This window comes from Cylindrospermopsis curvispora GIHE-G1, assembly GCF_014489415.1.
GTDB classification, from domain to species: Bacteria; Cyanobacteriota; Cyanobacteriia; order Cyanobacteriales; family Nostocaceae; genus Raphidiopsis; species Raphidiopsis curvispora_A.
On sequence record NZ_CP060822.1, the window covers coordinates 2,264,948 to 2,280,557 of the forward strand.

Genomic DNA, 15,610 nt, shown 5'->3' on the forward strand with positions numbered 1-15,610 from the left:
AGAACTTGTTTTCAAAATGAATAAAAGTCACATAAAAGGATAGAATAAATGAATAGCAAAATAGCTGACGATTTAGGAAGACTGTTTGAGGTTGGTTTTAATGTGGGAATACTTAATTACATTCATCAAAATCAGATCCAAAATAGATTTGGGAATCTATACAGTCAAGAACTAAAAAATCTGAGACCTTCCAAGATAAAACAGTTAATTGTTAACAAACTAATCGGTAATGTAGAGCAAGAAATAGCAAAAACATGGTGCGACCTTTTTTTGCAAAAAGGTTTTTTATCTGGATTAAATTTATTTAGGGAATATCTCAAGTCTTGGGGATGTGACCATCAATCAAGTTTAAAAAATTTAGAAATTATCTATTATCAATGTCGGTTTAACAATGATAACAGTCTTGGTACTCATGAAGTTAGTGAAACCCACTGGTTTACAAACCTGCTCTCTCAGCTGCCAAACTTAAACATATGGGAGCAGGATATTAATAAATACAAAAAGAAAGGAGAGTTTCTTAATGCTGATACGTTGATGTTATTAAGATATAAAAATAACTATCGCCTCTTATGTGTTGACTTATCAGTATTTTCAATTCATACAGATGATGATTTAAAAAATATAGACTATGTAGAAATTATTAGGAATTTATTGTTGCAAGAGGTCAACTACTTACGTTCAAAAAGTGTATTTTCTAAATTGGTGATTGATACTGAAACCCTAAGTTTAGACTTTGATTCAGACTTGAAAGAATTTTTCACTGCTTTTAAATATCAGGACAAAGAAAGTGCTAAATCAATTCAAGCAGGTAGTTACATTTATAGTTTTTGGCAATTTTTACAACAGAGCAACCTAGTCGAAAAAGGGATAATTCCTGACAGAAAAAGATTAGTCTGTAACGCTGTAGGATATAGCGATCGCTCTGTGAACACCATATCCATTCCTGGAGAAAATTTAGAACTATTGGAAACCTGTTATCAAATTTATCGGGAACATAATAGACAGGAAGAAATTATGGAAGTGCGTGACAGAGTTTTTCATAACATACGCATGAACGCCCAAAGAAATTTTGCTCAAGGTAGAAAAATGGTTGATTCAATTATGGGTATTAGCCCAGATACCATCAATATTTTACCACGTCATACAGAAACGATTACAGGATTTTATAACACCGTTGCTCCCGTACCATCAGAATTGGTATCTAGTTTAAATTTAATGGGAACACCTAACTTTAGACAAGCACATAATCAATTAATTAAAAGATATCTTGCTTCAAACAACACCTACCTATTTCTCACTGGCAATCCTGGCATTGGGAAAACCACAGCCATCGTGGATTTTATTATTGAACATAAAGATGAAGGTTTTTTATTTTTCTATGTTAGTCCTCGCAAACAAGTTAATTTGGATATTATTGAAAAATTTAAGAATCGGGAAGATGGTAAACTTGTAGATGATAGAATATTCGCCATCAACAGCGATAGCAACTTGATTCAAGATAACTTGGGTGAACTATCAGTTGCTTATACATCAAATAAACATGAAGAAGACTTCACTTTAGGAAATGTACGGTTTCTTAACAGTAACAACATGGCGAGAACATCCAATAGAAAAAATAGATTGGCACAAATAACCGATGACACCTTGAAGGATATGGGGACAAAAAACAAGGGAGTGTTAAATAGTATTTGTCAAGGAATATATCATCTCATTACTAGTCAACAACATAATCAAATTATTGCCACTTCTTCCATTCAATCTCTCAGAAAAACAGAGCGTGGGGATACCTTAAAACACCTAGAAAAAATCTTGAGTGATGCATACAACACTAAAGAAGATAAAGTCTTAACAGAAAGAATGCGCAATATATCTGGTCGGATTAAACATCTATTTATTATGATAGATGAAATTACGGGAGATGAGGGAGGTGCAGAATTTTTGCAAGGGATTAAAAAACTTGTCAACAAGTATCAATTAAGCGACCAGAATAATGGTTTTAACACTAAAATTATTGTAGCGGATGCTTCCATAGTTGATAAAAATGTGATTTCTCAACATTTAGAAGATGGTTCTCCTCAACCGAACAAGATTTACTTTAGACGAGCAGAATATCACATTCAACCTCTTAGTGTAGAATGTTTTAAATTTGCTAATAAGAGTGCTATTCTGATTAACACAAATACCTATCCAGCCAAGAGCTTAACGATCAACTATCAAATTATTGTCGAATCATGTCGGTTCAATAATCAATCCAAGTTAAAAAACAAATCCGATTTAGAAAAAAAATGTCAAGAAGAGCTATTTAAAGATATCCGAGAATTGTTAACAAAAGACAATGTTGAACAATTTATAGTTTATATCCAAAATAAGTCCAAATTATCAGAATTGATTGATAAAATTCAGCAGGAGCTAGGTAAGGAAAAATTCATACAAAATCAGCATTTTTTAGCCATACATGCCAATATATCAGCAGTAGAAAAAGAAGAAGTTAAAAAATATCAGAAAACAGCAAAAGTTGTATTTATGACTGCTTCTGGAAGTCGGGGATTATCCTTTCCTAAAGCCAAGCATATATTGGTAGAGATTCCTAAATTTGAAATTGAGAAAAATCTCATGGAAATAATTCAGGTAATTTACAGAGGGAGAGGAGAAGATGATATTGACAATCAAGATAAGTATATCAATTTCTATTTAGCAGAACGTTCGTTTTACTATGGTGATCAAATGGAGATAGCGGTGAGAGAAAATTGCCTCAGTTTATTAAATCTGCTACTAATTCTCAAAGCATCCATCATGACCAGAATTCAAGGTTATGGCTCTCTGGGGAAGAAAAATTATATTCTGATTCCTATTGGTGGAAAGTCAGTCTTTGCAGCGGGAGATTCCTTTGCTAGTAAAATCGAAAATCTAATTACCCAACTTAAAAGAGAATATAGTTATAACAAAAGTCATACTTGCTTACGAGATGTCTATATGAAACTAGAATCATTAATGAGTAGAGCTAAATTCACTGCTAGCAAGAGTGAACAAGAGAGTTATTTAAAAATTCAGGAAAGCTTTAACAGCAAATTTGCCGATTCTGCTAAAACATTAGACCAGCTATTGGATTTTGTTCCCTTGGAATTGGCTTATATTAGTGGTGGATTATTGATTGTTCCCTGTTCCCAAATTCGACAGTCCTATTCCATGCTGTTTTTAGAAATTCAAAAATATGCTAACCAAGAACTCTTAGACAAACTAAAAAAGATTAGTTCCAATCCCAGTTATCCAGAAAATCTCACCTCAGCGGTAAAAGATGGTATAGAATTGGTGGAAAAACTAATTAATGCACCTAAAAAAAGTCAAAAGTATGATCAATATCAGGAAAATCCACAAGCGGATCAGTACTATGCTTTTCCTCTGTTTGCGTTTATTAGTGGTGAGGTGATGAAACAATACTTTGAAACTCACCCTCAAGAACCGGAGGATATGCGATTTAAAGATATATTGTCTACTTATATTCGCTCTTTGTATCCTGTAACTAATATTTTACCCATAGGACATACTTATGAAGAATTTCCCTTTATCGTATTCAACAGTTATAGCTTAGACGAAATACGACATAAATTGTTTACAGAGAAATACCTGTTGAACTCCCAAGAGTTAAATGTTTTGAGTTTAATTCTCTCCTCTAAATAGAAATAAATAGAAAAAATCTAAATACGAACTGAAAAACCCCTTTCCCTGAGAACTGCGGGTTTGATTGTTCTTATAACCCACTTGAATTCCCTCTGGGAAGTGAAATTAATGGAAACAAGTAGTTGACATAATAATAATATTTGTGGCAAGATATATTATTAAGAACACTTCCCTTTGGGAAGTAGAATTAATGGAAACAATTTAGCAACGTCATCCGCCATTGGTCTACCATCTAGAACACTTCCCTCTGGGAAGTGAAATTAATGGAGACAATTTGCTAGCAAACTTTTCAGTAATGATCTTAAACCCGACCAATTCCCTCTGGGGAGTAGAACTATTTAGCGATCGCCTAGTAGCAGGTTGCTTTCCGCACTAACGCAGTGTTAATCAATTGGTACGACTTGGAGACGTAACCCAAGTGATTGTAAGACCTTAAGAGTTAGAGGTATATCAGGTTTCTAGAGCTAAAAAAAATTTTTTGTGCTGGACATTTAGCAAATCTTGTGATATATTATAAATGTAAGCCTAAAACGCATGGGTCCGTCACGGTTTCGACAGGTTGGCGAAAGCTACTCTGTGATTCAGGTCGAGAGTGAGTCTCCTCTCGCAAATCAAAGGCTCAAAACAACGTAAATGCGAACAATATCGTAAAATTTGCTCGTAGGGAAGCCCTAGTTGCTGCCTAATAACCTCTTATAGGTCCGAGCGTCTCTGGTGTGACTCCGTTAAGGACTAGAGACCTAACCCCAACGGATGCTCTAACAAGTGTTCTCTGGTTGGCTTGTTAGCTAAGACTTAATCAGAGCATCCTACGTTCGGGATAATGAACGATTCCAGCTTTGAGGGTAAGAAAAGCTAAACCTGTGAGTGAGCGGGGGGTCAATACCCAATTTGGACAGCAGTTCGACTCTGCTCGGATCCACTTAGTTAGTTGAAACATTCAGATATGTGACTGGAGGATAAAATCCTCCAGTCCTTTTTATTTACTTGGTACTAGCCAATGTTAGATACGTATGGACTGGTCAGTTTGTCTAACTGCTGTATTAACAAACTGAGGAATAAGCCTACATCTGTTACTACACCTACAGACTCAACTGAACCGCGATCGCTCAACTTGGTGACTACTGCTGGGTTGATATCCACACACACCATTCTAACTCCTGCAGGGGTCATATTGCCCACTCCAATGGAATGGAGCATGGAAGATAGCATTAAAATCATTTCTGCTCCCTGAATGACTTTAGTATATTCCTGTTGAGCTAAGATGAGATTCATTTGGGTATCTGGTAAAGGTCCATCATCTCTAATGGATCCTGCCAGGACGAAAGGAACATCGTTTTTCACACATTCATACATGACACCACCAGTAATTACCCCAGCATCCACTGCTCTGGCAATGCTACCAAAACGGCGTATGGCATTAATTACTTTCAAGTGATGTCTATGACCACCCCGTACTGCTATACCTCGTTTCATGTCCACACCGAGAGATGTTCCCATCATGTTCTGCTCGATGTCGTGAACTGCGATCGCATTTCCACCCAGAAGTCCTTGAATATAACCTTCACGAATTAATCTAGCCAGATGTTCTCCACCACCGGTATGAATTACCACTGGTCCTGCGGTGACCACTACCTTACCACCAGCATCACGAATTTTGCGTAATTCCCAGGCCACTTGCTCAACCACCAGTTCCACTCGTTTTTCGCTGGAAACACCGGAGGACATAAAACTAAATTCTTGAGCATTGCGTTGCTCGCGGGATTCGGTTTTACGGATGCTGCGAATACCTTGAACATCAACTACTACTTGCTCTCCAATTTCCAGATCCCGCAAAATCTTACATTTTGCCACCATTCCATTGGGTGTTTGAGAAATGGCGATCGCTCCGTCCATGCGTTGATTTTCTACTTTGAACCACAGGCCGTTTATCCTAACTTCTGTGGGATAAATTGTGCTGACATAAAAGTCATCAGGGGCGACTCCCGCTTGTAATACGGGTTCTAGTTTAGCGTCTTTTTCATCCTGAGGTAAATCCACCGCACCCAGATCAATCAAGTTGGAGAAGATTCCTTCCATCACATCATGAGATGGTGCAGAAACCTTGACTTCTGCTGCGGAGGTACTTTGACGCTGCTCTCCCAAATTAAAGTTGAGGACTTGGAAGCTTCCTCCCATGTCCACAATTAAATCCAAAGCTCGGTTGATTAATCCTGCATCTAGCAAATGTCCTTCCAATCGAATTATTCTACTTTCCACCTGGGTTGTAGCATGTACCTCTTCTCTTACAGGTTCTGTCACTCTCAGAGTTAGACATTTGGATGCACCACCAGCTTTGAGGAACTCAGTTAAAGGAGTTTCAATAACTTGAAAACCAACTTCAGCTAACTTTAATTTTAGCTCATCGCTGGCTTTGTTCATAATCACGATGTGATCAATATTAACCGCATTACAAGCAAAGTTGACCGCATCCTTTTCCTCAATGGCAATGCGTTTTTCCAAAGCTACCCGCATTTCAATCACTCGATTAGAGTAGGAATCAAACGCACCGGGATAGTACAGCAAATAGCCATTTGCAAGGGGACAAAAACAGGTGTCCAGATGGTAGAATCTATCATCTATCAACCGTAGGGAAATCACCTCAATATCTAACCACTTAGCCAAATAGGGGTGGGAATCCAGCTCAGAACGGAAACCATACCCCGCCCATAACCAACGCCCCTCTCGGTCTAACAGTGCATCACCAGCACCTTCAAATGGTAAATCCTTAGGCAAAACTTGGACATTATAACCGTTGTTTTCAAACCATTGTTGGAAGTACGGTTCTTCTCCCTGACGCTCTTTATGTAGAAAGCGACTGAGAACCACATTCTCGCCTAAAACCAATCCCGCATTCGCTGTAAACACCATGTCTGGCCAACCCTTCGCTGGTGTGACTAAATCTACAATAGCGTGATCTTTGATTACTTTGTATAATTTATTCCACTGCTCCACAGCGCGATCGCGGGATGACTTATGGATATTGCCTTCCATCCAGGGGTTAATTACGTAGTCCACGTCGTAGTGGTCGGGGGCGCACATTAAAAATCGAATTGGGGAAACCATAAAAATTTTACTTTTCTTTTCACTAATCTCTGTTCAATACAAGCTTTTAGACTTGGCTGTCTGTCACATCTGTTACTTAATTACCACCTTTGGAGCATAAGTCAACTGTCTTAACCGCATAATTAATCCTTTTTTGGATTACTAGGTTAGCATTTAAGTTGTTTTAATTGATTGTGCCATTAGCCAACATATTTTATAGTATAGGACTTTGTTCGGGTGAGCTGATTGAGTTCATAATTTTGTTAACATTTTAGGCTGAATAACAAATGTACATTGCCAGTTTGTATAAATATAGTTATCATTTCATAAATTAACTAAACTAGAAGACCTCTGGGAACATCCCTGGAAAGACCTTAATTTAGTTAGTGATTCAAATTCTACCAGGAGGAGTTTCCCTTGTCTCGACGCTATTTATTTACCTCCGAGTCTGTTACTGAAGGACACCCAGATAAAATCTGTGATCAAATCTCCGATACAATTCTGGATGCTTTATTAACGGAAGACCCTACCAGTCGGGTAGCAGCAGAGGTAGTTGTTAATACCGGATTAGTGTTAATTACTGGTGAAATTACCACTAAAGCTAACGTCAACTTCGTGCATTTAGCTCGTAAGAAAATTGCGGAAATCGGATATACGGATGCAGTCAACGGTTTTTCTGCTAATAGCACCAGTGTACTTTTAGCTATAGATGAACAGTCACCTGACATTGCCCAAGGTGTAAACACTGCCCATGAAACCCGTACTCAGGATAGTGAAGAACAATTTGATAAGATCGGGGCTGGTGATCAAGGACTAATGTTCGGTTTTGCATGTAATGAAACACCCGAACTCATGCCCTTACCCATTAGTTTGGCTCACCGCATTGCCCGTAGATTGGCAGCTGTCAGAAAAACTGGAGATTTGCCATATCTACGTCCCGATGGCAAAACCCAAGTTACCGTAGTTTACGAAGATGGTAAACCTGTAGGTATAGATACCATCTTGATTTCCACTCAGCATACACCTAATATTGGGGATATTACGGATGAGGCTGGCGTGCAAGCCAAGATCAAGCAGGATTTGTGGACTTTAGTGGTAGAACCTGTATTTGGTGATATTACTGTCAAGCCAGACCAAACTACCCGGTTTTTGGTTAATCCCACCGGTAAATTTGTTATTGGTGGCCCTCAAGGGGATTCTGGACTAACGGGAAGAAAAATCATTGTTGACACCTATGGTGGTTATTCTCGCCATGGTGGTGGTGCTTTCTCCGGTAAGGATCCCACTAAGGTAGACCGCTCTGCCGCATACGCAGCACGCTACGCAGCAAAGAATATTGTTGCTGCCGGACTGGCCGAAAAGTGCGAAGTCCAGTTAAGTTATGCTATTGGTGTAGCTAGACCTGTGAGTATTTTTGTAGATACTTTTGGTACTAGCAAGGTGGATGATGAAGTTTTACTGCAATTAGTCAAAGATCACTTTGAACTACGTCCTGCAGGAATCATCCACGCCTTTAATCTAAGGAATTTACCCAGTGAGAGGGGCGGACGTTTTTATCAGGATGTCGCAGCTTATGGTCACTTGGGACGTTCTGATCTGGACTTACCATGGGAGCGTACTGATAAGGCAGCCGTTCTTAAGCAAGCAGCCAGTGAGTATGTTAATTCACCTGTTTCTAGCTTGAGGTAAAATCAACTTGCCTCAACTAGTTTGGGGCAAGTTTAACCTAATTATACCTAGTCCCAGTCAGGGATCTGTCCGTCTTCTCCACCAACACCAATGGCAGTGTTATAGATTTGGGCGTCAGTAATGGTAAGGTTATTCATAGATGCTTGATAAACATTAGAATCATTAATCACAGCACTAGTGAAATTGGCACCGTTGAGATTGGCCCGTTTCATGTTTACATTGGTAACGAAGGCAGATGTTAAATTGGCACCTGATAAATTGGCTCCTGTTAGGTCAGCTCCTTCTAAGTTGACACTTGTTAGGTCAGCTCCTTGGAGATTTGCACCCCGTAGGTCTGCACCAATCAGGTGAGAACCGCTCAGGTTGACCCGAGACAGCTGGCATTTCTGACACTCACCAGTGGATAAAAGTTTTTGTAGATCGCGATTGTTGCCAGCATTAACCGAGCTAACAAACAATAGGGGAGCCACCAGGGCTATAGTAGCTAAAAGTTCACGTTTCATAATTCCCCTTCCTTTATATTTACATCCTCACATTTCTATTGTCTCATGAAATAGAGCAGAAATGATATTTTATATCACCAGTTGGGTGTAATGTTATGGTATTTAGTTATTTAACCTGTAACCCTTACTCTACAACAGTTTTATCTATCTGGGACTGCTAATTGCACTACATTAAATGTTGTTAACTCATATGTTAACTAATTTTAAGTTTACTGTCAACTGCTATATGTGGGGACAGACTACCCAGATTTTACCTATCAACCTTTTCCTAAGCGTCCTGGCTAAAGCTATACATACTAATTATTCGGATTAACTATCTGGTTTAACTAGGTCTAGGAAATCCGGTTTGATCGCCAGTAGTTAAGCTTCCCTGTTTTTCTACACCAGGGACTTTATGAAGAATCCATAAGCTGTTATGCAGTGTATAAGTAAGTTGGCAAATAAGATAGTCACACTATAACAATTAACAGTAAGAACTATCAGAATCAGCCACTTAGCGGCTTAGCAACTTCTCAAAAAAACGAAACTTTTGATAATCAAGATGTTTTCGCAATTACTAAATTATGATAGAGAAATACATTTTAATGTAAGCAATGTAATTGTTAAGAAAAGAAAAAATTTTTTACCCTAGCAGATCAGTTAATGTATACTTTACCCAGTGTCAAACTTGAGACTCAATCGTGAATAAAAAAGTAAGACTTCTGATAATTTTACTGACTTGTTTAGGAATAATAATTAATCCGAATATAGTCAGTGCTGATACTCTGATTGCAGCCAATCTAGAGAGTATTAATGGCGGAGAATGGCAAACAGTGCCACTACCAGAAAAAAGAGAGGATTGGATGCAAGCTGTTCACACATCCCTACTACCTAATGGGAAAGTATTAGTGGTTAATGGCAGCAGTAACCGTAACACCTTAGTACAAGATAATACCGGTAACCAATTTATCGATGGAGTAAATGGTAGGGACTATAACGTAGTCAACAATTCTACCTTATTTGATCCTAAAACTAATACATTTGAACGAATTGCTTCGCCTCCATCTATTGCGAATGGAAAAAGTAACGACCCCTTTTGTTCCGGTAATGTCCACTTAGCAGATGGTAACGTACTATTTGTTAGCGGTTCCCATCGGTACTATCCAGGTGAAAAATTCGAAGGTTCAAAACAAACTAACGTATATAACTGGCAAACTAACAGTTGGGGCACTCTTGGTCAGTTAAAAGAAGGGCGTTGGTATCCTAGTCCCGTGACCTTAGCAGATGGAAAATTGGTTATTTTTTCTGGATTAAAGTATGATAAGCCAAATCAGATCACACCTTCAGTTGAGATATTTGATCCAATAACTAAGAAGTTTCAGTTCATTGATCTGACTTATGTAGAAAATAGCCCGTTTAACACTAAAATTACCTATCAGGACAACTATATCTACAACGGTAAAACAGTTTCCAGAACTATAGATGCTTACGACAGCATCGATATTTATCCACGAATATTTCCGACCCCTGATGGCAAATTATTAATTACGGGTGATGGTGCAGGTAAATCACCATTGGAAATACACGAAAGCAACAAAACCTATTTAATGTCAATTAAGCAGGATAGCCAGGGTAAATTTTCCGTAAGTTTTGAAATTGGACCAAACAGAAAAGACGTATCCAAAGTTTATGGGACTGGAATCTTAGATCCCAATAAGGAAGGTGATGTCTTACTAATGGGAGGAATCATTGGTACTAATGATATTAACTTTGGTCGTCCTTACCTGGGTAAGTATAATGATGGTTTGGCGGCTAAAGGAGTAAGAATCGCCTCCAGTTTAGAGCGTTGGTCTGCACCAGAAAATAGTGGTAAGCCTAATGGAGAATGGGAAGCCTATCCGGATTTTTTTGCTAAACCCCGCTCTATGGTTCAGGCTGTAATTCTTCCTTCTAAGCAAATTTTAGCAGTTAATGGTGGAGAATATGGAGAATACAAACCTATTCAAGAACCAGTACTAATGACAGCTGATCCATTATCTCCTGGCGGTTATAAAACCGAAACTATGAATCCCGGAAAATTTCCCAGGCTTTATCATAATAATGCCGTGTTGTTACCCGATGCACGGGTATTAGTGATTGGTGGTAATCCCAGTCGTGCAGGTAGAACCATGGATGGAACAGTACACGTTGATGTTCTACCAAGCCCTAAAACATACTACACAATACCTGAGTTCAAAAATGCATCAGGTGAGGTGGAAACATTTGATTTAGCTAAGTACTATGAGTCTCCCAAATCTTACTTTGTAGATGGGGATCCAGAACCGTTTGTTCCTGCGGAAATTTGGCAGGCAGAAATTTTTAGTCCACCTTATTTGTTTAAGTCCGGACTACGACCAGAAATTGTTGATGCTCCTACAACTTTAAAATATGGAGAATTGCAGACAGTTTCTTTGAAAAATGCTACCAGTAATAGTTCTCTAGTCCTGATTAAATTAAGTTCAGGGACTCACTCTTTTGACTATGGACAAAGGCTAGCAGATCTAGAAATTGAGAATGTATCAGCAGATAATTCTACCATCAATTTTAAGGCTCCCACAAACGCTAATCTTTATCCACCCGGTTACTACATGATGTTTTATGTTAACGACATTGGTAAACCTTCGGAGGCTAAGTTCGTTAAGCTAGAATCCTAGCACTGTCCACACTGTTGCCCTGATTGAAAATGGCAACAGTGTCTCGATAAAATCAAACATGAATCAAACAGAGGAATTGATAAAATGGCACTTACGGAAGACGATTTGCAAACTCTTTTGGAAGAAGGTATTGACACCAGTAATCCTGGCATATACGAAGAGCTGCTCCTTGATTTACAAGGAAATATTCTCAAGGGACACGGAAGAGATCATACTGTACATTTATTTTTACAGTTTAAGCCCGGTCAAGTTGAACCCTTAAAAGACTGGATTAGAGAATTTGCAAAGAACATAACATCCGCACATCAGCAAGCAGCTGAAGCTGAATTGTACAGAACCGAAAAGATTGCGGGTAAACCATTTATTAATTTCTTTCTTTCTCATGCAGGTTACGAATATTTGCAATTTCGGCCTTTTCAAATTCCTGGCAATCAGCCCTTTAGATTTGGTATGAAAAATGATACCATCAGAAATTTATTGGGTGATCCGGTAATTGAAGAGTGGGAACCAGGCCTTCAGGAAGAAATTCATGCTTTATTGCTGATTGCTGATGATAATTTAGTGAGCCTGCTGCAAACAGTTAATCAAATAACTAGAACATTGTATCTCATGGCTCAGGTTGTTCATAGAGAAGATGGTTTCATCCTTAAAAATGAAAGGGGAGACCACATTGAACACTTTGGGTTTATTGATGGTATCAGTCAACCTTTATTTACTAAAAGTGATATCCAAAAGGCGAAAACATCTGGTGACTTTAGTAAATGGGATCCTCGTGCCCCTCTGAGTCTTGTTTTAGCCAAAGATCCAAATGGTAAGTCAGAAGACAGCTACGGTAGTTACTTGGTATATCGCAAACTGGAACAGGATGTGATTGCTCTTCTTGATGCAGAGAAAGACCTGGCTGAAAAATTAGGGATAGACAAGGAATTAGCTGGCGCATTAATGATGGGACGCTTTCGTGATGGTACACCGCTGACACTTGCAGATAAGCCTGGTGGAGACTATGGTAATGATTTTGATTATAGTGAAGATGAAAAAGCTTATAAGTGTCCATTTCATGCTCACGTCCGTAAAACTAATCCTAGGGGAGATACAGGAAGGGTAATTTCATCTGGAGAGAGTTTTGAGGATGCATTAAAAACAGAGCGCAATCACAGAATTGCTCGTCGTGCTGTTAGTTATGGAGAAACTGACTATACCAACTCAACTTCTACCGGTTCAGGATTACTGTTCTTATGCTTTCAGGCTGATCTTGAAAATCAATTTAATTTCATGCAAGCAGCTTGGGCTAATGCTAGTAACTTTGTTGAGTGGAATGTGGGAGTAGATCCCATTATTGGTCAAACAGGACCCGGTGCTGATAGAAATCAAAAATGGCCTGTGGCTTGGGGAAAACCTGAAAAAAGCGACCAATCTAATACTTTTAATTTTGGTCTTTGGGTACATATGAAAGGTGGTGAATACTTCTTTGCTCCTAGTATTAGTTCTCTCACCAGTATTTAGCTGATTTTGCATTAGCAACTTATTTTCTTGGGATCCTTGATTTCTTTGAGAAATCAAGGATCTTTCTGGTTTTCACCTCATAGTGGCACTCAGCAACAGCTTAACATTGATACCGATTTAACTCAACTGAGCTACAATCTGATTCTCAAGTAGGGTATTATTCGTCAATAAGTCCTCTACTGTGATTTTTAAAAACCGTTCCTCGTCAACTTGAAACTTAACTTTAATGCGATCGCTCCCTGGAAAACCAAGGGGTGTGAGTTGGGCGATTTTCCTGTCACTGTCATTGAGGGGTTTAACTAGGGTGGTTGAAGAGTTGACTTGACGAGTAATCAGGCGATCGCCATCAAAATAAACTTCTGTACCACCGGTTGTTTCTGCTAGTTCCCCTATAATTAATTCAATGCTAGGTTGATTTTCCTTAGAAGCACCTAGTACTAATTCTACTGGTTGGGTCATGGGATAAGATTGTCCAGCTTTAATGATTGGTTGCCAACTATGACGTTGATTGCGTCTATCCCAATATCGGATCCCATAGCTATGATAGAGAAAGTCCTTTATTTCTAAACCTTGGGTGATTTGTAAAGCACCCTGGGCGATCGCCTCAAAAGGTTTTTGGCAACGGATTTTTTCTAGTGGAAAATATTGCTGGATCCACTTTTGTATAGCAGGTAATTGTACTGTGCCACCCACCAGTAAAACTTCGCTAATATCATCTATTTGCACACCTTGATGACGAGCCTGTTGTAATAAATTCAACATAGTCTCATCCAATTTGGCAAAAAATCCCCGATCTTGGAGAATAGTTTCTAAGGTCTGACGATTCAACTCCAACTCATAACTGGCAAAATTTTGATCGTCAAAGTAGACCTCTCCAGCTTGATTGTGGGTAGACAATTCAATTTTCAACCTCTCCGCCAATCTAGTAGTAATAGAATTAACTGGCAATCCCTGAGTTGTCACAAAATAATCAACTATCCAATTATCAATATCCGTGCCACCCAGGTTTTGTCCTGATTTGGCTAAGACCTTGGCTGTTTTTACCTTTTGTAGAGAGTCCTGTGCCAAAGATTTATTTCCCCATTTTAATAAAAACCCCACAGGTTTATTATCTACCGGATATTGTTTATCCAGCTTCACCAAAGATAGATCTAGAGTTCCCCCACCAAAATCAATCACTAACAAATTTTCTGCCTCTTTTACACCATATGCTAAAGCAGCAGCGGTAGGCTCATCTAACATTCTAATTTGTGTAACTGGCAAAGCTTGAAAAACTTTGCCTAGCCAATAGCGATAAACTTCAAAACTATCCACTGGAACGGTTAATACCAAAGAGTCCAATCCTCCCTCAATAGATAATAACTCCCCTATTATCTTCTGGAGAAACCATGTACCTACCTTTTCAAAAGTAATAGTTTCCCCATCTATTTCTGGTAAGAAACCCTGAATATCCGCTCCAATACCCCGTTTAAAACTGCGAAAAAACCTACTATCACCCATGAGATCTAAACCCCGATCTCGTATCTGCTGACCAATTAACACCTTATCTTGATTTGCTGCTTCTATATAAACTAAACTGGGTATCAAAGGAGGATTCAAACCCTGTCGAGCAGATAACCCTGGCAAACTGAGGGTTTCTGGTTGCTGGGTGACAGGGTTCCATCGGGTAATTACCGTATTACTCGTACCAAAATCAATTGCTATGGGCATATTACTAGATTTTTTTACTGGAAATTAGGCCAACTCTTACCGTCATTCCAGCAAGGACTGTTCTTCAAGAAAGTTTTTTTGATGTTTTATTATACAATAGCATAAATTGTCAACTCAATGCAACCGCAAATTGCCTCCAGGAATTTAACCCAAATGAGACCCGCTATTTTACAACCGGGACATTCTTACACTTTCCGGCAATACTTTGAAATGACCTATGAACCGGAGGATATTCTGGGGGAACTCGGTTATGAGTTCCAACGGTCAACATTATCTCTCCCCCAGTCAGACATTAATCTTGACCGACTGGACGACCTAAAAACCCGGATCCAAGAAAGCCTCCCCTATATTAGCCTCACCAGCGAAGCTGCTCGCCGTGAACTACTCATTGCTCCCTTATTAATAGATGTACTACATTATACTCATGCCCAACTTAGGGTAGAATATTCCTTAAATGTTAGTGAACAGCTTAAAGGTTGCCTTGATTACTACTTGTACTCCGCAGGTAAACTCCTGATTGTTGAAGCAAAAAATGCAGATCTCACTAGAGGTTTTACCCAACTTGCAGTCGAGCTGATTGCCCTTGATATCTGGAGTACCAGCGAAGAACCCATTCTCCACGGAGCTGTTTCCACAGGTGACATCTGGCAGTTTGGAATTCTGCATCGGGGTAGTAAGCAAATTCAACAAGTATTAAATCTATATCGAGTACCAGATGAGCTGGAAAGCTTAATGCGTATTCTTATAAAAATCCTTCAGCCCTAAGGAATG

At 38.9% G+C, this 15,610-nt stretch carries 8 protein-coding genes and 1 other RNA gene; 6 read left to right on the forward strand and 3 right to left on the reverse strand.

All coding sequences use genetic code 11. The features are described 5' to 3' along the window. Positions 1–48: 48 nt before the first annotated feature. The gene (locus tag IAR63_RS10105; RefSeq protein ID WP_187705188.1) at positions 49–3,678 is read left to right on the forward strand and encodes a helicase-related protein; all 3,630 of its coding nucleotides are present in this window, start codon (positions 49–51) and stop codon (positions 3,676–3,678) included. 536 nt (positions 3,679–4,214) lie between these two features. Then, positions 4,215–4,603, forward strand: a transfer-messenger RNA (tmRNA) gene (ssrA, locus tag IAR63_RS10110). Positions 4,604–4,671: 68 nt separating this feature from the next. On the opposite strand, the gene argZ is transcribed toward ssrA, so the two are convergent. Further along, positions 4,672–6,783: a bifunctional arginine dihydrolase/ornithine cyclodeaminase gene (gene argZ / locus IAR63_RS10115; protein WP_187705189.1), complete on the reverse strand. Its 2,112-nt coding sequence runs from the start codon at positions 6,781–6,783 to the stop codon at positions 4,672–4,674. A 396-nt stretch (positions 6,784–7,179) separates the two neighbouring features. Between argZ and metK the strand changes: the two genes are divergently transcribed. Continuing rightward, positions 7,180–8,451, forward strand: a complete 1,272-nt coding sequence (metK, locus tag IAR63_RS10120; protein WP_187705190.1) for a methionine adenosyltransferase — start codon at positions 7,180–7,182, stop codon at positions 8,449–8,451. 47 nt (positions 8,452–8,498) lie between these two features. On the opposite strand, the gene IAR63_RS10125 is transcribed toward metK, so the two are convergent. Beyond that, complete coding sequence (locus IAR63_RS10125; protein WP_115539080.1) at positions 8,499–8,954, reverse strand: pentapeptide repeat-containing protein; 456 nt, start codon at positions 8,952–8,954, stop codon at positions 8,499–8,501. A gap of 680 nt (positions 8,955–9,634) precedes the next feature. Here IAR63_RS10125 and IAR63_RS10130 point away from each other — a divergent pair. Then, on the forward strand, positions 9,635–11,626 hold the full coding sequence (locus IAR63_RS10130) for a galactose oxidase early set domain-containing protein (RefSeq protein ID WP_187705191.1): 1,992 nt from the start codon (positions 9,635–9,637) through the stop codon (positions 11,624–11,626). A gap of 84 nt (positions 11,627–11,710) precedes the next feature. After that, complete coding sequence (locus IAR63_RS10135; protein WP_187705192.1) at positions 11,711–13,129, forward strand: Dyp-type peroxidase; 1,419 nt, start codon at positions 11,711–11,713, stop codon at positions 13,127–13,129. Positions 13,130–13,246: 117 nt separating this feature from the next. Here IAR63_RS10135 and IAR63_RS10140 read toward each other — a convergent pair whose 3' ends face one another. Further along, positions 13,247–14,839 (reverse strand): Hsp70 family protein, encoded by a 1,593-nt coding sequence (locus IAR63_RS10140; protein WP_187705193.1) that lies wholly within the window; start codon positions 14,837–14,839, stop codon positions 13,247–13,249. 153 nt (positions 14,840–14,992) lie between these two features. Here IAR63_RS10140 and IAR63_RS10145 point away from each other — a divergent pair, with 153 nt between their 5' ends. Beyond that, positions 14,993–15,604, forward strand: coding sequence for a hypothetical protein (locus IAR63_RS10145; RefSeq protein WP_057178273.1), 612 nt, complete (start codon positions 14,993–14,995; stop codon positions 15,602–15,604). The last annotated feature ends 6 nt before the right edge of the window (positions 15,605–15,610 follow it).

Coding starts and splice junctions, on each gene's coding strand:
- IAR63_RS10105 (WP_187705188.1), top strand. CDS start 49: ATGAATAGCAAAATAGCTGACGATTTAGGAAGACTGTTTGAGGTTGGT.
- argZ (WP_187705189.1), bottom strand. CDS start 6,783: ATGGTTTCCCCAATTCGATTTTTAATGTGCGCCCCCGACCACTACGAC.
- IAR63_RS10125 (WP_115539080.1), bottom strand. CDS start 8,954: ATGAAACGTGAACTTTTAGCTACTATAGCCCTGGTGGCTCCCCTATTG.
- IAR63_RS10135 (WP_187705192.1), top strand. CDS start 11,711: ATGGCACTTACGGAAGACGATTTGCAAACTCTTTTGGAAGAAGGTATT.
- IAR63_RS10140 (WP_187705193.1), bottom strand. CDS start 14,839: ATGCCCATAGCAATTGATTTTGGTACGAGTAATACGGTAATTACCCGA.
- IAR63_RS10145 (WP_057178273.1), top strand. CDS start 14,993: ATGAGACCCGCTATTTTACAACCGGGACATTCTTACACTTTCCGGCAA.